The sequence below is a fragment of the Massilia sp. LXY-6 genome, from assembly GCF_051233485.1.
GTDB lineage: Bacteria > Pseudomonadota > Gammaproteobacteria > Burkholderiales > Burkholderiaceae_D > Telluria.
Window position 1 is genome coordinate 217,282 of the sequence record NZ_JBKFGF010000001.1, and the last position, 19,856, is coordinate 237,137.

General features: G+C 63.4%; 19 protein-coding genes. 13 read left to right on the plus strand and 6 right to left on the minus strand.

Annotated features, from left to right (window positions below):
- From ACI48D_RS00930 to ACI48D_RS00950, 5 genes are all read left to right on the plus strand, one after another.
- Positions 1-489 (plus strand): CvpA family protein, encoded by a 489-nt coding sequence (locus tag ACI48D_RS00930; RefSeq protein WP_435569327.1) that lies wholly within the window; start codon positions 1-3, stop codon positions 487-489.
- Between the two features lie 38 nt (positions 490-527).
- Positions 528-2,051: an amidophosphoribosyltransferase gene (purF, locus tag ACI48D_RS00935; RefSeq protein WP_435569328.1), complete on the plus strand. Its 1,524-nt coding sequence runs from the start codon at positions 528-530 to the stop codon at positions 2,049-2,051.
- 48 nt (positions 2,052-2,099) lie between these two features.
- Complete coding sequence (locus ACI48D_RS00940; protein ID WP_435569329.1) at positions 2,100-3,347, plus strand: cystathionine gamma-synthase family protein; 1,248 nt, start codon at positions 2,100-2,102, stop codon at positions 3,345-3,347.
- A gap of 83 nt (positions 3,348-3,430) precedes the next feature.
- Positions 3,431-4,231 (plus strand): tetratricopeptide repeat protein, encoded by an 801-nt coding sequence (locus tag ACI48D_RS00945; RefSeq protein WP_435569330.1) that lies wholly within the window; start codon positions 3,431-3,433, stop codon positions 4,229-4,231.
- Positions 4,232-4,314: 83 nt separating this feature from the next.
- Positions 4,315-5,070, plus strand: coding sequence for a tetratricopeptide repeat protein (locus tag ACI48D_RS00950; protein ID WP_435569331.1), 756 nt, complete (start codon positions 4,315-4,317; stop codon positions 5,068-5,070).
- A gap of 48 nt (positions 5,071-5,118) precedes the next feature.
- On the opposite strand, the gene lexA is transcribed toward ACI48D_RS00950, so the two are convergent.
- Complete coding sequence (gene lexA / locus ACI48D_RS00955) at positions 5,119-5,763, minus strand: transcriptional repressor LexA (RefSeq protein ID WP_435569332.1); 645 nt, start codon at positions 5,761-5,763, stop codon at positions 5,119-5,121.
- 274 nt (positions 5,764-6,037) lie between these two features.
- On the opposite strand from lexA, the gene rpsF reads away from it, so the two are divergent.
- From rpsF to pulA, 8 genes are all read left to right on the plus strand, one after another.
- A complete protein-coding gene (gene rpsF, locus ACI48D_RS00960) occupies positions 6,038-6,421 on the plus strand; it encodes a 30S ribosomal protein S6 (protein WP_036232978.1) in 384 nt (127 codons plus the stop codon).
- Positions 6,422-6,461: 40 nt separating this feature from the next.
- A complete protein-coding gene (gene priB, locus ACI48D_RS00965; protein ID WP_435569333.1) occupies positions 6,462-6,746 on the plus strand; it encodes a primosomal replication protein N in 285 nt (94 codons plus the stop codon).
- 20 nt (positions 6,747-6,766) lie between these two features.
- On the plus strand, positions 6,767-7,057 hold the full coding sequence (rpsR, locus tag ACI48D_RS00970; RefSeq protein WP_056332995.1) for a 30S ribosomal protein S18: 291 nt from the start codon (positions 6,767-6,769) through the stop codon (positions 7,055-7,057).
- Positions 7,058-7,090: 33 nt separating this feature from the next.
- Complete coding sequence (gene rplI / locus ACI48D_RS00975) at positions 7,091-7,543, plus strand: 50S ribosomal protein L9 (protein ID WP_435569334.1); 453 nt, start codon at positions 7,091-7,093, stop codon at positions 7,541-7,543.
- Positions 7,544-7,662: 119 nt separating this feature from the next.
- On the plus strand, positions 7,663-9,048 hold the full coding sequence (locus ACI48D_RS00980) for a replicative DNA helicase (protein ID WP_379768846.1): 1,386 nt from the start codon (positions 7,663-7,665) through the stop codon (positions 9,046-9,048).
- 145 nt (positions 9,049-9,193) lie between these two features.
- Positions 9,194-9,820 (plus strand): DUF47 domain-containing protein, encoded by a 627-nt coding sequence (locus ACI48D_RS00985; RefSeq protein WP_435569335.1) that lies wholly within the window; start codon positions 9,194-9,196, stop codon positions 9,818-9,820.
- A gap of 21 nt (positions 9,821-9,841) precedes the next feature.
- Positions 9,842-10,852: an inorganic phosphate transporter gene (locus tag ACI48D_RS00990; protein ID WP_435569336.1), complete on the plus strand. Its 1,011-nt coding sequence runs from the start codon at positions 9,842-9,844 to the stop codon at positions 10,850-10,852.
- 150 nt (positions 10,853-11,002) lie between these two features.
- Positions 11,003-14,140 carry a pullulanase-type alpha-1,6-glucosidase gene (pulA, locus tag ACI48D_RS00995; protein ID WP_435569337.1) on the plus strand — a complete coding sequence of 1,046 codons (3,138 nt, stop codon included), beginning with the start codon at positions 11,003-11,005 and terminating at the stop codon, positions 14,138-14,140.
- A gap of 17 nt (positions 14,141-14,157) precedes the next feature.
- Here pulA and ACI48D_RS01000 read toward each other — a convergent pair whose 3' ends face one another.
- From ACI48D_RS01000 to ACI48D_RS01020, 5 genes are all read right to left on the minus strand, one after another.
- Positions 14,158-15,060: an MBL fold metallo-hydrolase gene (locus ACI48D_RS01000; protein ID WP_435569348.1), complete on the minus strand. Its 903-nt coding sequence runs from the start codon at positions 15,058-15,060 to the stop codon at positions 14,158-14,160.
- A 126-nt stretch (positions 15,061-15,186) separates the two neighbouring features.
- Entirely contained in the window at positions 15,187-16,983 is a 1,797-nt protein-coding gene (locus ACI48D_RS01005; protein ID WP_435569338.1) for a PhoH family protein, read from the minus strand.
- 213 nt (positions 16,984-17,196) lie between these two features.
- Positions 17,197-17,691: a peroxiredoxin gene (locus ACI48D_RS01010; RefSeq protein WP_435569339.1), complete on the minus strand. Its 495-nt coding sequence runs from the start codon at positions 17,689-17,691 to the stop codon at positions 17,197-17,199.
- 44 nt (positions 17,692-17,735) lie between these two features.
- On the minus strand, positions 17,736-18,689 hold the full coding sequence (locus ACI48D_RS01015; RefSeq protein WP_435569340.1) for a polysaccharide deacetylase family protein: 954 nt from the start codon (positions 18,687-18,689) through the stop codon (positions 17,736-17,738).
- A gap of 9 nt (positions 18,690-18,698) precedes the next feature.
- Positions 18,699-19,739 (minus strand): bifunctional UDP-4-keto-pentose/UDP-xylose synthase, encoded by a 1,041-nt coding sequence (locus tag ACI48D_RS01020; RefSeq protein ID WP_435569341.1) that lies wholly within the window; start codon positions 19,737-19,739, stop codon positions 18,699-18,701.
- Positions 19,740-19,856: the final 117 nt, after the last annotated feature.

A 19,856-nucleotide genomic window follows, 5' to 3' on the forward strand; every position in this document is an offset into this window, starting at 1 on the left:
GTGACGATTTTCGACTACATCGTCCTGTTCGTCCTGATCTCGTCGGTCATCATCAGCACCATGCGCGGCCTGGTGAAGGAAATCCTGTCGCTGGCCGGCTGGGTTGCCGCCTTCGTGGTGGCGAACGCCTTCGGCGCGAAGCTGGCACCCATGCTACCATCCGTGATTCCGGGCGAGTCGCTCAGGCTGATCGTTGCCTTCATCGCACTGTTCCTCGGCGTACGTGTACTGATGGGTCTGCTGGCCCTGGCGATCGGCGCGCTGATCGAGGCGACCGGCCTGTCGCTGGCCGACCGCGGACTCGGCGGTCTGTTCGGACTGGGCCGGGGTGTTGTAATCGTGCTGGCCGGCGTCATATTGTGTGGGATGACTTCCATCCCCCAACAGGCTTTCTGGAAAGACGCGTTGCTTTCTCCCATGGCGGAGACCGGGGCGCGCACAGTCAAGCCTTTCTTGCCCGCTGCCTTCGCGCAGCATGTGCAGTTTTGAATTTTTCACTTTTAGCTAAAGCTGTTTAGGAGCGCACCATGTGTGGCATCGTCGGCGTCGTCTCGCAAGCCCCCGTCAACCAGTTGCTGTATGACGCATTGCTGCTGCTGCAGCATCGCGGCCAGGACGCAGCGGGTATCGCAACCAATCACAGCAGCATGTTCTCGATGTACAAGGCCAATGGCCTCGTGCGCGACGTGTTCCGCACCCGTAACATGCGCTCGCTGATGGGTAATTCCGGCATCGGCCACTGCCGCTACCCGACCGCCGGTTCGTCCAGCGAAGAGGAAGCGCAGCCGTTCTACGTCAACGCACCGTTCGGCATCACGCTGGCGCACAACGGCAACCTGACCAACCAGGCCCAGCTCAAGGACGAGTTGTTCCGCATCGACCGCCGTCACGTGAACACCGGCTCCGACTCGGAAGTGCTGCTGAACGTGCTGGCGCACGAGATCCAGACCGCCGCCAACGGCTACATGCTCGACCAGGAAGCGATTTTCAAGGCCGTGGCCATGGTGCACAAGCGCGTGCGCGGCGCCTATGCCGTCATCGCCCAGATCGCCGGCCACGGCCTGCTGGCCTTCCGCGATCCGTTCGGTATCCGCCCGCTGTGCCTGGGCGTGAACGAAACCGAGAACGGCCCGGAATACCTGGTCGCCAGCGAATCGGTGGCGCTCGAAGGCTTGGGCTTCCGCTTCGTGCGCGACATCGCGCCGGGCGAGGCGGTCTTCATCGACGACACCAGCCAGATGCATTCGCGCCAGTGCGCCGAGAATCCTTCGCTGAACCCTTGCGCCTTCGAATACGTCTACCTGGCGCGCCCGGACTCCGTCATCGACGGCGCCTCGGTCTACGCGACCCGCCTGCGCATGGGCGAATACCTGGCCGACAAGATCCGCCAGGAGATCCCGGTCGAGGACATCGACGTCGTGATGCCGATCCCGGACTCCTCGCGCCCGGCCGCGATCCAGCTGGCGCTGAAGCTCGGCGTCGAGTACCGCGAAGGCTTCATCAAGAACCGCTACATCGGCCGCACCTTCATCATGCCGGGCCAGGGCATGCGCAAGAAATCGGTGCGCCAGAAGCTCAATGCGATCGCCTCCGAATTCAAGGACAAGAACGTGCTGCTGGTCGACGATTCGATCGTGCGCGGCACCACCAGCCGCGAGATCGTGCAGATGGCGCGCGAAGCGGGTGCGCGCAAGGTGTTCTTCGCCTCGGCCGCGCCGCCGGTGCTGTACCCGAACGTGTACGGCATCGACATGCCGACCCGCGACGAGCTGATCGCCCACGGCCGCACGGTCGAGGAAGTCTGCCGCGAGATCACGGCCGACCGCCTGGTCTACCAGGACATCGAGGCGCTGAAGAAGTCGATCATGGACGTGAATCCGGCCCTGACCAGCGTGGAAGCCTCGTGCTTCGACGGCGTCTACATTACCGGCGACATTACCCCGGAATACCTGGACAGGCTCGAGAACCATCGCCACAAGAGCTCGGGCAAGTCGTCCGAGGACCTGGTGCGCACCCAGCTGAACCTGAATCCTCCGGTAGCGGCAGAATAACCACCGATCGGGCGCCCTGGCGCCCGTTTTCATTTGTACGATACGATCATGAGCGACACGAATAACTACGGTTTCACCACCACCATCCTCCACAACGACCGCCGCAAGACCATCGAGCAGGGCTCGCTGCACAAGCCCATCCATACCTCGGTGGCCTTCGGCTACGGCGACGCGCGCCAGCTTGCCTCGGTCTTCCAGGGCAAGGAGCCGGGCTTCCGCTACGGCCGCCAGGGCAACCCGACCGTGTCGGCGCTGGAAGACAAGATCACCAAGATGGAAGATGGCGTGGCCACGCTGTGCTTCGCCACCGGCATGGCGGCGATCGGCGCCCTGGCGCAGGCCCTGTTGAAGGAAGGCGACCATGTGGTGTCGTCGTCGTTCCTGTTCGGGAACACCAACAGCCTGTGGAACACGGTGGCGGGGCAGGGCACCGAGGTGTCGTTCGTCGATGCCACCGATGTCGCCAACGTCGAAGCCGCGCTGCGGGAGAACACGCGCCTGGTGTTCGTCGAGACCATCGCCAACCCGCGCACCCAGATCGCCGACCTGGCGCGCATCGGCGAGTTGTGCCGCGCGCGCGGCATCCTCTACGTGGTCGACAACACCATGACCACGCCCTGGCTGTTCCGCCCGAAAGCGGTTGACGCGGGCCTGGTCGTCAATTCGCTGACCAAGTCGATCGGCGGCCATGGCATGGCGCTCGGCGGCGCCCTTACCGACACCGGCCTGTTCGACTGGAGCGCTTATCCGAACATCGCGCCGAACTTCCGCAAGCAGCCGGCCAAGGCGCAGGGCATGGCCCAGCTGCGCGCCAAATCGCTGCGCGACTTCGGCGCTTCGCTGGCTCCGGAAGCCGCCCACCACATCGCGGTCGGCGCCGAGACCCTGGCCTTGCGCATGGACCGCACCTGTGCCAACGCATTGGCCCTCGCGCAGATGCTGGAAGCCGACCAGCGCGTTGCCGCCGTCCACTACCCGGGGCTGGCCTCGCACCCGCAGCACGGCCTGGCGACCGAGCTGTTCCGCGCCTACGGCTCGCTGTTCAGCTTCGAACTGAAGGACGGCATCGACTGCTTCGACTACCTGAACCGCCTGCAGATCGCGATCCCGGCCAGCAACCTGGGCGACACGCGCACGCTGGTGATCCCGGTCGCGCACACGATCTTCTTCGAGATGGGAGCCGAGCGCCGCGCCAGCATGGGCATCGCCGAGTCGCTGATCCGGGTGTCGGTCGGAATCGAGGATACGCAGGATTTGCTGCGCGATTTCGGTGAAGCCTTATCTGCATCGGTATAAATCGGCGCTTATGCAGGATCGCTTGAGTTTATAGCGATCTCTGCATAGTATGAATCTTCATGGCCCAACACGTGGAGATTCAGATGAAAAAATTATTGTGCGTATCCTTGATGCTGATTTCCGGTGTCGTATTCGCCGACGATCTGAATGAAGCAAATAAATTGCTGAATGCTAAGGATTATGGGCGGGCCTTGCCGATGTATGCCCGGCTTGCCGAAGCAGGAAATGCGGAAGCACAATTCCGACTTGGGGAAATGTACTGGTTTGGTGATGGTACGTCCCCCGATCTGAAGAAAGCCGCCGCATGGTTCCAGAAATCGGCGACGGCCGGCAACAAGGATGCCGCCGAATCGCTGCAAGCGCTGAAACGCCGCGAGACGCGCGGCAATGAAATCGTTTATTGGATGAAGGAATATAAAGGCGAAGACCTGACTTCAGGTAAATACGCCTGCGCCACGCCGGATATTCCCGTCGTCTCGAAAACGAATTCCGACATCAAAAAGGTAGCAGACAAGGTGGCAACCTGGCAGGAATGCTACAACGCTGCGGTTGCAAATCTGCAGGGCCTGACGCCGGTACTGAAACATGTGCCCAAGGATGTGGTCGACATGATGACGCCGGCAGAAATCGAGCAGACCCAGTCGCATCTGGACCAGGTATTCGCCAGCGTGGCACGCGCGATGGCCGACAACGCGACTGCCATCCTGGCCCGGCGCGACGCCTGGACCAATGCGACCAATACCTATGTTGCCGAAACCAACAAGAAGGCGGACGAGGCAAGCGCGCGCAACAAGCTGGAGATGATGACTGGCCTGCGCCGGGTGTACGAGTCGAATCAGTCGCTTGCCAACGCGCCCACCGGCGGGAATCCGGCAAATCACTGAAATGCCGTTACAGTTGAGTAATTGGCACATGCCGGTTCTGGCGATATGATGTGCCATTACTCAACTGCATAGATCGATCGCACGTGAAGACTGTCGTTTTTTGCCTGAGCATGCTGTTGGCGGGAAGTTGCGCCGCTGACGAGCTCGCAAGCGCCAACGCGGCGTTTGCCAAGAAGGATTATCCGGACGCCCTGCAGCGCTATACCAGGCTGGCCGGCGCCGGCAATGTCGAGGCCCAGCAGCACCTGGGCGAAATGTACTGGTATGGAGAAGCCGGCAGCGTCGACGAGGCCAGGGCCGAGGCCTGGTTCCGCAAGGCCGCGGCGAAGGGGAATCCCGTTGCCATCGCGTCGCTGGAGCTGATGCGCAAGCGGGTCGAACGCCGTGCCGACATCGATTACTGGGTCGACCGCTACGACGGCTCGGACCTGCAGAGCGGCCAGTACCGCTGCCCGGCGCCGCGTTTCCCCGCCGTCTCCAAGCAGAACGACGAGATCGACCGGGTGTCGGCGAATATGGCGAAGTGGCAGGAATGCTATAACGCCCAGGCGCGTGCCCTGAACGAGGCATCGCCGCTGACCAAGCGGATTCCTGCCGATGTGGCGAAACTGATCAACAAGCCGGAGATGGAGCGCGCGGAAAAGCGCTTGGCCGAGGTATATACGAACCTGACCGAGAGCGCGCAGGTCAAGTCCAAGCTGGTGCTGGCCGACTTTGCCGTGTGGCGGGACGCCACCGACGCCTGGGTCAGGGAGCACAACGATATCGTGAAGAGCACGCCGACCCTGGAACGCGAGCGCGAGCGCGAGAATCGGCGCAACAACCGCGTCAACAATTGACGTGTCGCCGTCCCGGTTTCCCGCCGGGCCGGCGTATCGCCTGCAGGCTTAGTGCCAGGAGCGCAGCAGGCCGACGGCCAGGCCTTCGAGCGCGAACTCGTCGTTCTGCGGGTCGATCGTGATGACGGAGAAGTCCGGGTTTTCCGGCAGCAGTTCGATGGTGCCGCCGTTCTTGCGGTAGCGCTTGACGGTGACTTCGTCGCCGATGCGGGCAACCACGATCTGCCCGTTCTTGGCCGAATCCACTTTCTTGACAGCCAGGAAGTCCCCGTCGCAGATGCCGGCGTCGCGCATCGACCAGCCCTTGACCTTCAGCAGGAAGTCCGGCTTGCTTGAAAACATGGCCGGGTCGACCGAGTAGCTTGCTTCGACGTGTTCCTGGGCCAGGATCGGCGAACCCGCGGCGACGCGGCCGACCAGCGGCAGCGACATCAGCAGGGCAGCCGGCACGGCCGGCAGCGCGGCGGCGTCGGGCGTGGTGTTGCCGACCAGGCGGATGCCGCGCGAGGTGCCCGGCGAAATTTCGATCGCACCCTTGCGCGCCAGGGCTTGCAGGTGTTCTTCGGCCGCGTTGGCCGAGCGGAAGCCAAGCTCCTGGGCGATTTCGGCGCGGGTCGGCGGAAAGCCGGTGTTGTCGATGGCTTCCTTGATCAGGTTGAGAATCTGTTCTTGCCGTGCGGTGAGCTTAAGCATGGTGAGGATCGTGTGCGTAGTGAGCTGTGCGTAGGTGGGCGGTGTCCGGGTCGGACTCGATACCCTGTATTTTTGTACAGTATTGCGCCGGGCGCAAGGGGAATCCGTGCGTTTCGCCGGTTTTTTTTGCCTTGCGGTCACGGCGATGCCTGGAAGACCGCACACGGCGATTGAGCTCTTGACGTTTTTACGGTTATAATGTCGGGCTTTCCCTTCCCACACTCGTCTTGACGCCGAGGTGGGCATTTGTTTAAACGTCCTTAAGGAGTGTTGCATGCGTCATTATGAAATCGTGTTTATCGTCCACCCGGACCAGAGCGAGCAGGTCCCGGCGATGATCGAGCGCTACAAGACCACCGTCACCTCGCGCGGCGGTAACATCCACCGCGTCGAAGACTGGGGCCGCCGTCAAATGGCTTACCAGATCCAGAAGCTGCCGAAGGCACACTACATCTGCATGAACATCGAGTGCGACAACGAGACCCTGGTCGAGCTGGAAACCGCATTCAAATTCAATGATGCCGTGCTGCGTCATCTGACCGTCAAGATGAAGAAGGCCGAAACCGCACCGTCGCCGATGATGAAGTCGGTACAGCGCGAAGACGCAGCCAAGAGCCACCGCGCCGAGCAGGCAGCTGCCCCGGCCGCCGCCGCTTAATTCATTTGAATAAAAGCGCGGAAAGAAGCGCGCACGGGCAGTGAACGAGCTGTTGCTGGTCGCAAGCATCGCGGAACGCGATACCCTGCGCTACACCCCGGCCGGCATCCCCATCGTCAGCGGCACCCTGCAGCACGGGTCGCAGCAGACCGAGGCGGGGATCGCGAGGCAGGTCGAGTTCGAGATTTCCGCGCTTGCCGCGGGAGATATTTCGGGCCGATTCGCCGACGCCGAACTGGGAGCGTCGTACAGGTTCAAGGGATTCCTTGCTCGCAAGAACCGCAACAGCAAAGCCCTGGTGTTTCACATCATTGATTTCATTTAGATTACATACAGGAGCCTCAAATGGCATTCGGTAAAAAGTTCGACAAAAACAAAGCCAAGGAAAAACTGAAGCGCAAACAGCAGAACCCGCTGTTCAAGCGCAAGAAATTCTGCCGCTTCACCGCTGCAAACGTGGAACAGGTCGATTACAAAGACGTCGACACCCTGAAGGATTTCGTCCAGGAAAACGGCAAGATCATGCCGGCACGCCTGACCGGTACCAAGGCGCACTACCAGCGCCAAGTGGACACCGCCATCAAGCGCGCTCGCTACCTGGCCCTGCTGCCGTACACCGACCTGCACAACGCTTAATCGTCGGTCACGACACGTATACTGGAGAATAATATGCAAGTCATCCTGCTGGAAAAAGTCGTCAACGTCGGCAACCTGGGCGACGTGGTCAAGGTCAAGGACGGTTACGCACGTAACTTCCTGATCCCGCAAAAGAAAGCCCGCCGTGCTACCGAGTCGGCCGTGGCCGAGTTCGAAGTCAAGCGCGCCGAACTGGAAAAGGCAGCCGCCGAGAAGCTGGCAGCCGCACAAGGCCAGGGCGAGAAGCTGAGCGGCATGACCATCACCATCGCCCAGAAAGCTGGCGTGGATGGCCGTCTGTTCGGTTCCGTGACCAACTTCGACATCGCTGAAGCCCTGAGCAAGCAAGGTTTCGCCGTCGAAAAGGCCAACGTCCGCATGCCGACCGGCCCGCTGAAGACCACCGGCGAGCACCCGGTTGCCGTCGCGCTGCACACCGACGTCGTCGTCGACGTCACCGTGGCTGTCGTGGGCGAAGCTGCCTAAATAATTCCGGCGACTTATGTTGCCAGAATGAGAAAAAGCCGGGTTCTCCCGGCTTTTTTTATGCCCGGAAAATCACCAATCATTTCAGCCGGCGATGCGGAAAAGGTATAATGTCGGCCATGAACACCCCAGCAGACCCGCAGATCGAGTCGCTCCGCATCCCCCCGCATTCCATCGAAGCAGAACAGTCCGTCATCGGCGGGCTGCTGCGCGATAATGCGGCGTGGGACCGTATTGCCGACTTCATGCATGCGGAGGACTTCTACCGCTACGACCACCGGATCATCTTCGAACAGATGGTCCGCCTGATCAATGCCGGCAAGCCTGCCGACGTGATCACCGTCTACGAGTCGCTCGTCCAGCTCGGCAAGGCCGAGGAAGTGGGCGGGCTGCAGTACCTCAACGCGATGGCGCAGAACACGCCGTCCGCCGCCAACATCCGCCGTTACGCCGAGATCGTGCGCGACCGTGGCGTGCTGCGCCAGCTCATCACCGTGGCCGACGAAGTGTCGGCCAAGGCCTTCAATCCGCAGGGCGCCGAGGTCAAGCAGATCCTCGACGAAGCCGAATCGAGGATCTTCGCGATCGCCGAGCAGGGCGCCCGCGGCGCCCAGGGCTGGCTGCCGGTGCAGCCGCTGCTGACCCAGGTGGTGGAGCGCATCGACGAACTCTACAGCCGCGAAAACCAGGGCGAGATCACCGGCGTCCCGACCGGCTTCATCGACCTCGACAAGATGACTTCCGGCCTGCAGCCGGGCGACCTGGTGATCGTCGCCGGCCGTCCGTCGATGGGCAAGACCGCGTTCTCGGTCAACATCGGCGAGGCCGTGGCGGTCGAGGCCGGCCTGCCGGTCGCGATCTTCTCGATGGAGATGGGCGGCACCCAGCTGGCGATGCGTATGCTGGGCTCGATCGGCCAGCTCGACCAGCACCGCCTGCGTACCGGCAAGCTGATCGACGAGGACTGGCCGCGCCTGACGCATGCGATCCAGAAGATGAACGACGCCCAGATCTTCATCGACGAGACGCCGGCGCTGAATCCGATCGAGATGCGCGCCCGCGCGCGCCGCCTGGCGCGGCAATGTGGCAAGCTCGGCCTGATCATCGTCGACTACCTGCAGCTGATGCAGGGTTCCAAGCCCGGCGATAACCGTGCGTCGGAGATCTCCGAGATCTCGCGTAGCCTGAAGGGCCTGGCCAAGGAGCTTGGCTGTCCGGTGATCGCGCTGTCCCAGCTGAACCGATCGCTGGAACAACGCCCGAACAAGCGGCCGGTCATGTCCGACCTGCGCGAATCGGGCGCTATCGAGCAGGACGCGGACGTCATCATCTTCCTGTACCGCGATGAAGTGTACAACCCGGATTCGCCCGATAAAGGTACCGCCGAGATCATCATCGGCAAACAGCGTAACGGCCCGATCGGGGCCATACGCCTGACCTGGATGGGCATGTATACCAAGTTCGGCAATTACAGCGGCAGCCTCAGTATTTACCAGGGCGATTAAGCCGATACATTATCGCCGCGCTGTTTGACACCCGAGTTCCGGGCTGAACACCGGGGTCAGAGTCCCTTTAAAAGCAAAACCGGACTCTGACCCCTGCGCGGGCCTTTTAAAAAGAAGTTCCAAGAGATTTACAACGGAGAACCATATGTTTGGACGCCTGATGCCCACGGAGGGCAAATTTTTCGACCTGTTCAACCAACACGCAGCATTGTGCGTGAAGGGTGCGCAGGAAATGGTCGGCCTGATGACCAATTTCGACGACCTGGAAAACCGCACCCACGCCGTGGAGACCCTCGAAAAACAGGCGGACAAGATCACCTACGCGTGCGTCGACCTGCTGCACAAGACCTTCATCACCCCGATCGACCGCGACGACATCCACAAGCTGATCACGCGCATGGACGACATCCTCGACATGATGGAGGACGCCGCCCAGACCATCTCGCTGTACGACCTGCACGCCGTGACGCCGGAAGCCAAGCGCCTGGCCGAGCTGTGCTTGGCCTGCTGCGAAAAGGTCCAGCAGGCCGTCGGCATGCTGCACAACATGGATAACGCCCAGAAGATGGTCGCGATCTGCGAAGAGATCGACCGCCTGGAATCGGACGCCGACCACGTGATGCGCGCCGCCATGTCCAAGCTGTTCCGCGACGAACCGGACGTGCGCAACCTGATCAAGATGAAGGCGATCTACGAGATCCTGGAAACCGTCACCGACCGCTGCGAGGACGTCGCCAATATCATCGAAGGCATCATCGTCGAAAACGCGTAAGCCCGGAATAATAAAAATAATATGAATTCTCTTCATATCAGCATCTATGTGCTGGGCCTGCTCGTCCTTTTAGCGCTGGTCTTCGACTTCATGAATGGCTTTCACGACGCCGCCAACGCGATCGCGACGGTGGTGTCGACCGGGGTGCTGAAGCCCCAGACCGCGGTCGCGATGTCCGCGGTGTTCAACTTCGTCGCCATCTTCACCGTCGGCGTGCACGTCGCCTCGACGGTGGGCAAGGGCACGATCGATCCGGCCATCGTCGACCAATACGTGATTTTCGGCGCGCTGGTCGGTGCGATCGTCTGGAACGTGGTCACCTGGTACTACGGCATCCCGTCCTCGTCCTCGCACGCCCTGATCGGCGGCCTGGTGGGCGCAGCCGTGGCCAAGTCGGGCACCGGCGCCCTGGTCGGCGGCGGCCTGCTGAAGACCGTTACCTGGATCATCCTGTCGCCGCTGCTGGGCTTCCTGCTCGGCTCGCTGGTGATGCTGGCCGTGTCCTGGATCTTCGTGAAGACCCCGCCGCGCAAGGTCGACACCTGGTTCCGCCGCCTGCAGCTGGCGTCGGCCGCGGCCTACAGCCTGGGCCACGGCGGCAACGACGCCCAGAAGACCATCGGCATCATTTGGATGCTGCTGATCGCGGCCGGCGCTGCGCAGACCACCGACGCCACCCCGCCGCTGTGGGTCATCATTTCCTGCTACACGGCGATCTCGCTGGGCACCCTGTTCGGCGGCTGGCGCATCGTCAAGACCATGGGTCAGAAGATCACCAAGCTGAAACCGGTGGGCGGCTTCTGCGCCGAATCCGGCGGCGCGATCACCCTGTTCCTGGCCAGCTCGATCGGCGTACCGGTCTCGACCACCCATACCATCACCGGCGCCATCGTCGGCGTCGGCTCGGCCCAGAAGGCCTCGGCGGTGCGCTGGGGCGTGGCCGGCAACATCGTGTGGGCATGGGTCTTCACGATCCCGGCCTCGGCCTTCATGGCGGCGATCGCCTGGTGGATCGGTACCCACATCCTCTAAGCAGGCACAAGCACGGATGAGAAGGCGGGAGGCGAATCCCGCCTTTTTTACGTGTGCACGCCACGCAACAGCGTTCCCTTACTTTTTTGCTATCTGTAGTAGTAATATTACATAGGGCGCCATGCCGCCGATAACAACAAAGGGGACGACATGTTCAACAGACGTAGTTTGGCTTCACGGCTGCGCTTTACCGCAGCCGTTTGCATTTCCGCACTATTGGCGGGATGCGGCGCCGGGGATGTCCAGCAGGGCACTGCCTCCGGCACCCGCCTGCTGGCCCAGGCGCCCAGCGGGTCCGCCGCGCCGGTCGCACCGGGCAGCATCCGCATGCACTTCCACCGGGTCCAGCACGACACTGACCAGTGGGGCGTGTATTCCTGGGATGGCCCGCAAAAGCCGAGCTCGGCGTGGATCACCGACCGCTTCATGTTCACCGGTACCGATGCCTTTGGTGGCTGGGTCGACATCCCGCTGGCAGCAGGCAAGAGCGCGATCTCGTTCCTGGTCACCGATGGCAACGGCAACAAGAACTGCGGCGCCGACCAGCATACCGACCTGAACGCCGACATCGCCAGCAAGGGCCAGGAAATCTGGATGCTGGAAGGCGACTGCACCGTCTACGGCAGCCAGCCGGCCCTCAGCTACGACAGCCTGGCCTTCGCCAGCGCGCACTGGCTGTCCGCGAACACGCTGGCCTGGCCGGGCGTGCCCGCTACCGGCGCCGGCTATAAACTGTTCTATGCCGTGAACGGCGGCCTGGCCGCCACCCCCGATGCCGCCACCGGCCTGGCCGGCGCGGACGGCCGCTTTACCCTGAGCGCGGCGCCGCTGCCCGACGAAACCCGCCGCAAGTATCCGCACCTGGCGGGCGCCACCGGCCTGCGCCTGTCGGATACGGACGCCGCCAGGGTGGCCCAGCTGGCCACCGGCCAGTTCGCCATCGCCCAGTACGATGGCGCCGGCAACCTGGTGCAAGTCACCTCGCTGCAGATGGCCGGCATGCTGGACGACGTGTTCGCGGCCAGCGCGGCCCAGGCCCAGCTCGGGGTCAGCTTCAACGCCCAGGGCGTGCCGACCTTCCGCGTGTGGGCGCCGACCGCGAAGTCGGTGGTACTGAACGTCTACCGCGATGCCAACTCGGCCGCCGCCGCCGCGTATCCGATGACGAAGGACGCAGCCAGCGGCGTATGGACCTACACGGCGCCGGACGCCGGCTGGACCAACCGGGCTTACTACACCTATACCGTGCAGGTGCTGTCGCGCTGGGCGAACAATGCGCTGGTGACGAACACCGTCACCGACCCGTATTCGCTCAGCCTGAACGCGAACAGCACGCGTTCGTTCGTGGCCAACCTCGACAGCCCGGCACTGAAACCGGCCGGCTGGGACGACCAGCGCATCCCGAAGCTGGATGCGCCCACCGACATCGCGCTGTACGAGCTGCACATCCGCGATTTCTCGGCGCAGGACACGACGGTCCCGGCCGCGCACCGCGGCAAGTACCTGGCCTTCACCGACGTGGATGCGAACCCGATGCGCCACCTGAAGTCGCTGCAGAAGGCTGGCCTGTCCCACGTCCACCTGCTGCCCAGCTTCGACTTCGCCAGCGTGAACGAGACCGGCTGCGTTCTGCCTTCCATCCCGAACGCCGCCGCCGACTCCAGTGCCCAGCAGGCCGCGGTCGCAGCCAGCCAGGATAGCGACTGCTTCAACTGGGGCTACGATCCGGTCCACTACAACGCGCCGGAGGGCAGCTATGCCACCAACGCCAACGACGGCGCCGCGCGCGTGCGCGAGTTCCGCGCGATGGTCCAGGGCCTGCACGACACCGGCCTGCGCGTGACCATGGACGTGGTCTACAACCACACCAGCCAGTCGCAGCAGGGACCGCTGTCGGTGCTGGACCGCATCGTGCCGGCGTATTACTACCGGCTGGGCGCGAACGGCAGCATCCTGAACGACAGCTGCTGCGCCGACACCGCCCAGGAAAACACGATGATGGGCAAGCTGATGATCGACTCGGTCTCGCTGTGGGCCAGGCAATACAAGGTCGATAGCTTCCGCTTCGACATCATGGGCTTCACCCCGCTCGACCTGTTGAAACGCCTGCAGGCGTCGGTGAACCAGGCCGCCGGCCGCGACATCTACCTGTACGGCGAAGCCTGGAACTTCGGCAACGTCGCCAACGACGCCCGCTTCCTGCAGGCGCGCCAGGCGAATATGGCCGGCACCGGCATCGGTTCGTTCAACGACCGCATGCGCGATGCGGTACGCGGCGGCGGCTGCTGCGACGGCGGCAGCGCCCTGATCACCCAGCAAGGCTTCATCAACGGCGTCTGGTACGACCCGAACGAATCCAACCAGAGCCGCGCGAATCAATATCGTGATGACGCGCTGCGCCTGGCCGACATGGTGCGCGTGGCACTCTCGGGTACGCTGCGCGACTACCGCTTCACCGACCGCTTCGGCTCCCTGCGCAGCAACGCCCAGATCGATTACTTCGGCCAGCAGGCGGGCTTCGCCGCCAGCCCGTCCGAGGTCATCAACTACATCGAGGCCCACGACAACCAGACCCTGTTCGACATCAACGCCTTCCGCCTGCCGCAATCGACCTCGCTGGCGGACCGCGTGCGCGTGCAGAACCTGGGCGCGTCGATCGTGCTGCTGTCGCAGGGCGTGCCCTTCATCCATGCCGGCCAGGAGATCCTGCGTTCGAAGTCGCTCGACCGCGACAGCTACAACGCCGGCGACTGGTTCAACCGCCTGGACTACAGCTACGCGTCGAACAACTTCGGCGTGGGCCTGCCGATGGCGGGGCCGAACCAGGACAACTGGGGCATCATGGCGCCGATTCTCAGCAACCCGCTGATCAAGCCCGACACCCGTGCCATCCTGTCCGCCAAGGCCGCCTTCGAAGACCTGCTGGCGATCCGCAAGGATACGAGCCTGTTCCGCCTGCGCACCGCCCAGGATGTGATCGAGCGCCTGAAGTTCCATAACGTCGGCCCCGACCAGGTGCCGGGCGTGATCGTGATGAGCATCAGCGGCAACGACCCGGGCAACTACGCCGGCGCGCAGTACAAGAGCGTCGTGGTGGTGTTCAACGTCGACAAGGCCGCGAAGACGATCGCCGTGCCGGAACTGAAGGGGCGCAAGCTGCAACTGCACCGCATCCAGCGCAACGGCAGCGACGAGGTGGTGAAGGCGTCGTCGTTCGACGCCGCCAGCGGCAGCTTCGGCATCCCGGCGCGCACCACGGCGGTGTTCGTCCAGAACGCCAACGATTGAAGCAGCAAGGTGCCGGCCTACAAGGCGACCTGCATGCCTTCGTAGGCCAGCGCCACGCGCAGATCGCCGAGCCGGCCCTCGAAGCGGGCGAGGGCGTCGGCAAACACGGCTTCCAGCTCGTCGTCGCCGCGGGCCGGTTCGTGGTGGGTGCAATACAGCGCCTTCGCACCGGCCCGCAGCGCCATCTCCAGCGCGGCGTCGAAGGTGCCGTGGCCCCAGCCCTGCCTGGTCGGGTATTCCTGGACCGTGTTCGTGCAGTCGGCGATTAGGGCGTCCACGCCCGCCATGGCGGCGTCGATCTCGTGCTGGCGCCGCGCGATCTCGCGTGCCAGCGCCTCATGTTCGGGATGGCCGGCCGGATGCGGGTTGTGGAAGGGCTCGTGGTCGCCGGTGAAGAACAGCGACTTGCCCGCGCAGGAGATGCGGTAGCCGAGGTTGGTGACCGGATGGTTCATCAGCACGTTGTCGATGCGCGCGTCGCCGAGCTGGTGCGGCTCGCCGATCCGCAGCGTGCGGTAGTCGATGGTGGCGTCCATGCACTCTTCGCCCACCGGGAAGTAGCTGTTCTGCAGCTGCACGCCCATCACGTGCTCGATGCCCTTGCCGCGCACCGGATCGTGGGCGCCATGCAGGCAGACCCGGCTGCCCTTCACGAACAGCGGGGTGAAGAAGGGCAGGCCGTGGATGTGGTCCCAGTGGCTGTGGGTGATGAAGATGTTGGCGTCGATGTCGCCGCCCCCTAGAGCGCGCCTGGCCATCAGGTCCTGCGCCAGCGGATACAGTCCGGTGCCGGCGTCGAGGACGATCAGGGTGCCGCCGCCGGTCCTCACTTCGATGCAGGTGGTGTTGCCGCCGTAGCGCACGGTGCGCGGCCCGGGGGACGGAATCGACCTCCGCACGCCCCAGAATCGGAATGTCATCATGGTTTCCCGGCTATGCCGTCTTCTTGTTGCTGCCGATTATGTCATGGCGTCCCCTGGTTTTGGCATAAAAAAAGCCCGCGTCCCTTCCGGGATCGCAGGCTTTGTCGCAGACCGGCTTGTGGCTTACAGCACGTCGCTGGCGTGGTCGGCCAGGCGCGAACGCTCGCCGCGCGCCAGGGTCACGTGGCCGCCGTGGCTCCAGCCCTTGAAGCGGTCGACCACGTAGGTCAGGCCGCTCGAGCCCTCGGTGAGGTAAGGCGTGTCGATCTGGGCGATATTGCCGAGGCAGAGGATCTTGGTGCCCGGGCCGGCGCGCGTGACCAGGGTCTTCATCTGCTTGGGCGTCAGGTTCTGGGCCTCGTCGATGATCAGGAACTTGTTCACGAAGGTGCGGCCGCGCATGAAGTTCAGCGACTTGATCTTGATGCGCGAACGGATCAGGTCCTGGGTCGCGGCGCGGCCCCAGTCGCCGGCGTCGCCTTCGCCCTTCATCAGCACTTCGAGGTTGTCGTCGAAGGCGCCCATCCAGGGCGACATCTTTTCTTCCTCGGTACCCGGCAGGAAGCCGATGTCCTCGCCCACCGGCACCGTGACGCGGGTGACGATGATCTCGTTGTAGACCTTGGTCTCCAGCACCTGGGCCAGGCCCGCCGCCAGCGCCAGCAGGGTCTTGCCGGTGCCGGCCTGGCCGAGCAGGGTGACGAAGTCGACTTCCGGATTCATCAGCAGATTCAGCGCGAAGTTCTGCTCGCGGTTGCGCGCCGTGATGCCCCACACATTGTTCTTGTTGTGGCTATAATCGCGCAGGGTCTGGAACACGGCGGTCTTGCCGTTGATCTGCTTGACCTGCCCGTAGAAGGGCGCTTCGCCGTTCTTCGGTTCGAAGAACACGAACTGGTTGACCATCAGCGAGGCGATGAAGGGACCCGTGACGCGGTAGAAGGTGGCCGAGTTGCCGCCCTTGATCTCCTGCCACGACTCCATGTTCTTGCCGTGCTTGGTCCAGAAGTCGTCCGGCAGCTGGACGATGCCCGAGTACAGCAGGTCGGTATCTTCCAGCACGTGGTCGTTGAAGTAGTCCTCGGCGGCCAGGCCCAGGGCGCGCGCCTTGATGCGCATGTTGATGTCTTTCGACACCAGCACGATCGCGCGGCCCGACTGGTCCGCCTCGAGCGCGCGCACCACGCCCAGGATCTGGTTGTCGGCCTTGCCCGCGGGCAGGCCTTCCGGCAGGCTGGCGGCGTTCAGGCGGGTCTGGAAGTAGAGGCGGCCGCGCGCATCCTTGTTGCCCAGCTTGGCCAGCGGGATGCCGGTCTCGATGGCGTCGTCGTCGGTGTTGGCGATCAGGGCGTCCAGCGTGCGCGATACCTGGCGTGCGTTGCGCGCGACTTCCGACATGCCCTTCTTGTGGTTGTCGAGCTCCTCGAGCGTCATCATGGGCAGGTAGACGTCGTGCTCCTCGAAGCGGAACAGCGAGGTCGGGTCGTGCATCAGCACGTTCGTGTCGAGCACGAACATCTTGGTCACGCCGGCGCTGTCGGCCTTGCGGCTGGCCGAGGACTTGACATTGACCTCGACCGGCTTGTGCTTGGCCGGATGCGGCTCGTTCATGTCGGTCTCGCGCAGCTTGGCGGCCGCGCCGTTTTTGCCACGCTTGTCTTCGCGGGCTGGAGCGGGCAGCGTGGCCGGTGCCGCCGGCGGCGTTTCCTCGCGCGCCGGCGCCTCGGCCAGCAGCGCTGCCTTCGACTTGCGGGCACGGGTGGTCTTGGCCGGGACGGCCGGGCCGCTCACCAGATCTTCAACGGGGTCGTTCTCCGCCTTCGCGGTTGCGCGGACAGGCGATTTGCCGGGTTCGGCTTTAGGATAATCTTTTGCCAGCAGTATAGTGGCTGGCTTGCTTGGTAGTTTCGGTAGTGGCATCAGGTTCTCAATCGTGGTGAAGTCGAAAAAATGCGCCGTGCGGACAGGTGCCGCCGGGCCGGACAGATGCAACTGTGGGGGGAGCTGCGCGGCCGCGGCCACTCCTCAACGGGAGCGGGACCGGCGGCCAGATTGGAATGATGCGTTGAGGTAAAACTGGGACTCAAAATAGGCAAACGCAGGGCATCAGGTTAATAAACCGGAGCCATCCGTTCAGGGCTGGCTCTTCAGAAATTCCAGCACTTCATCGACGTGATCATTGACTTTCACGCCACGCCATTCTTTCACCACTTTGCCGTTAGCGTCAATGACAAACGTACTGCGCTCGACCCCACGTACCTTCTTACCGTACATGTTTTTCATCTTCATGACATCGAACTGATTGCAGACCGCTTCCTCCGGGTCCGAGATGAGTTCGAAGGGCAGGCCGAGCTTGGCCTTGAAGCTTTCGTGGGAGCGCAGCGAGTCGCGGCTGAGGCCATAGATGGCGGTGCCCAGCGCGGCGAACTCGTCGTGGTGGTCGCGGAAGGCCATGGCTTCCGTCGTGCAGCCGGGAGTGTTGTCCTTCGGATAGAAATACAGCACCGTGTACTTGGCGGGGCGACCGTTCAGCTCGAAGGTCTGGTCGCCGGTCATGGCGGCGCTGAAGTTCGTCAACTGCGTGTTGGCCGAGGGTTCGGTCGGTGCTGCGGATGGGCTTTCGGCCACGGGGTTCTCCTGTCGGAACAGCAAGTGCGGTACGAAAGCCGCCCTCAAATTTTGGTATCGAGCACGATCAGCTCGCCTGACCGGCCGGGTAGTTCTCCCCACTGCACCGGATATTCGGGCAGCGGAGCATGTTTTATCTTCTCATAATAGTCCGCCATCGAGGCAAGCTGGTAGCCTTGTGCTTTCCAGCCTGACAATAGCTGCTCGAAGATGGGGGCGAGTTTCTGCCCTTCAAGTTCCGCGTGTAAGGTGTACACATGGTCGCGCCTGTTCTCGGCCGTCAGCTTGAGCAGGTGGGCGGCGATGTTTTCCGTGGTGAGCTCGGTGCCGCCGATCTCGCGCCCCAGCAGCTCGTCGAGGGTGGGCAGGGTGGTCGGCATCTGGACATGGCGCATGCCCGTGAAGCGGTAGGGGCCGGCCTGCGGATCCTGCAGCGCGCCGTCATCGAGCAGCATCGCGCGGCCGTCCGAGGCATAGGCATAGCCCTGCGCATCGTGGCGCGCGAAGGCGTGCACGTTCATCTGCCAGCCGGCCGCGCCATGGGTATGCGGCGCTTCGCCGAACACCTGGGCGTAGCGCTGCTCGCTCTTCTTCATCATGCTGTCGGTCCAGCCGGCGTCCTTGCCGCGGACATTGTCCTGCCACAGCACGTGGTCCCAGGTGTGGATGCCGCATTCGAAGCCGGCGTCGCGCGCCGCGCGCATCTCGGCCGCAGCCTTCACGCCGATATCCGGACCGGGCAGCAGCACGCCGTACATCAGGGTCTTGATGCCGTAGTGCTCGACCACCGAAGTGCGCGAGACCTTCTGGAAGAAGCCCGGACGCAGCGCGCGCCGCATCGCCCGGCCGGTATGGTCGGGCCCGAGCGAAAACAGGAAGCTCGCGCCGGCCGCGTGGCGGGTCAGCATGCGCACCAGGTTCGGCACGCCTTCCAAAGTGCCGCGGTAGGTGTCGACGTCGATCTTGAGGACGAGCAGCGGGGGAGCCAACTGAGCCAAGATACGCCCTTAGTCCATCAGTGCCTGGGCAGCGCCGACCTGGCCGCGGTAGGCGTCGAAGATGTGGCGCAGGGCATCGGCCATGTTGGTGGTCGGCGCCCAGCCCAGGTCGTTCCGGGTGTTCTCGATCTTCGGCACGCGGTTCTGCACGTCCTGGTAGCCGGTGCCGTAGTAGGCGCCCGAGCTGGTCTCGACGATCTGCACCTTCTGCGCGCCGGCCGCGTATTCCGGATACTCGGCCGCCAGCTCAAGCATCATGCCGGCCAGGTCGCGGATCGAATAGTTGTTGGCCGGGTTGCCGATATTGTAGATCTGGCCGCTCGCCTTGCCGTCCTTGTTCTCGATGATCTTCATGAGCGCTTCGATGCCGTCGTCGATGTAGGTGAAGGCACGCTTCTGCGCGCCGCCATCGACCAGCGAGATCGGTTCGCCACGCACGATGTGGCCGAAGAACTGGGTCAGCACGCGCGACGACCCTTCCTTCGGGGTGTGGATCGAGTCCAGTCCGGCGCCGACCCAGTTGAACGGGCGGAACAGGGTGAAGTTCAGGCCTTCCATCCCGTAGCCCCAGATCACGCGGTCCATCAGCTGCTTCGAACAGGCGTAGATCCAGCGCGGCTTGTTGATCGGGCCGTAGACCAGTTCCGAGTTCTCCGGATCGAACTCGTCGTCGTGGCACATGCCGTAGACTTCCGAGGTCGACGGGAACACCAGGTGTTTTTTATACTTGGCGGCCGAGCGCACGATCGGCAGGTTGGCTTCGAAGTCGAGTTCGAACACGCGCAGCGGTTGCTGCACATAGGTCGACGGGGTCGCGATCGCCACCAGCGGCAGGATCACGTCGCACTTCTTGACGTGGTACTCGACCCATTCCTTGTTGATCGTGATGTCGCCTTCGAAGAAGTGCATGCGAGGATGGTCGAGCAGTTCCGTGATGCGGTCCGTGCTCATGTCCATGCCGTAGACTTCCCAGTCGGTGGTCTCGAGGATGCGCTTGGACAGGTGGTGGCCGATGAAGCCGTTGACGCCGAGGATGAGGACTTTTTTCATGTGCTAGCTTTCAAATCAAGAATTGGCGAAGTTTTCGTGAAATTCCACGGCTTGCCGCGCTTCCAGGCCGAGCAGGACGCGGGTCCCGCTTCCCTCGGCGCTCTCGACGGCGATGCG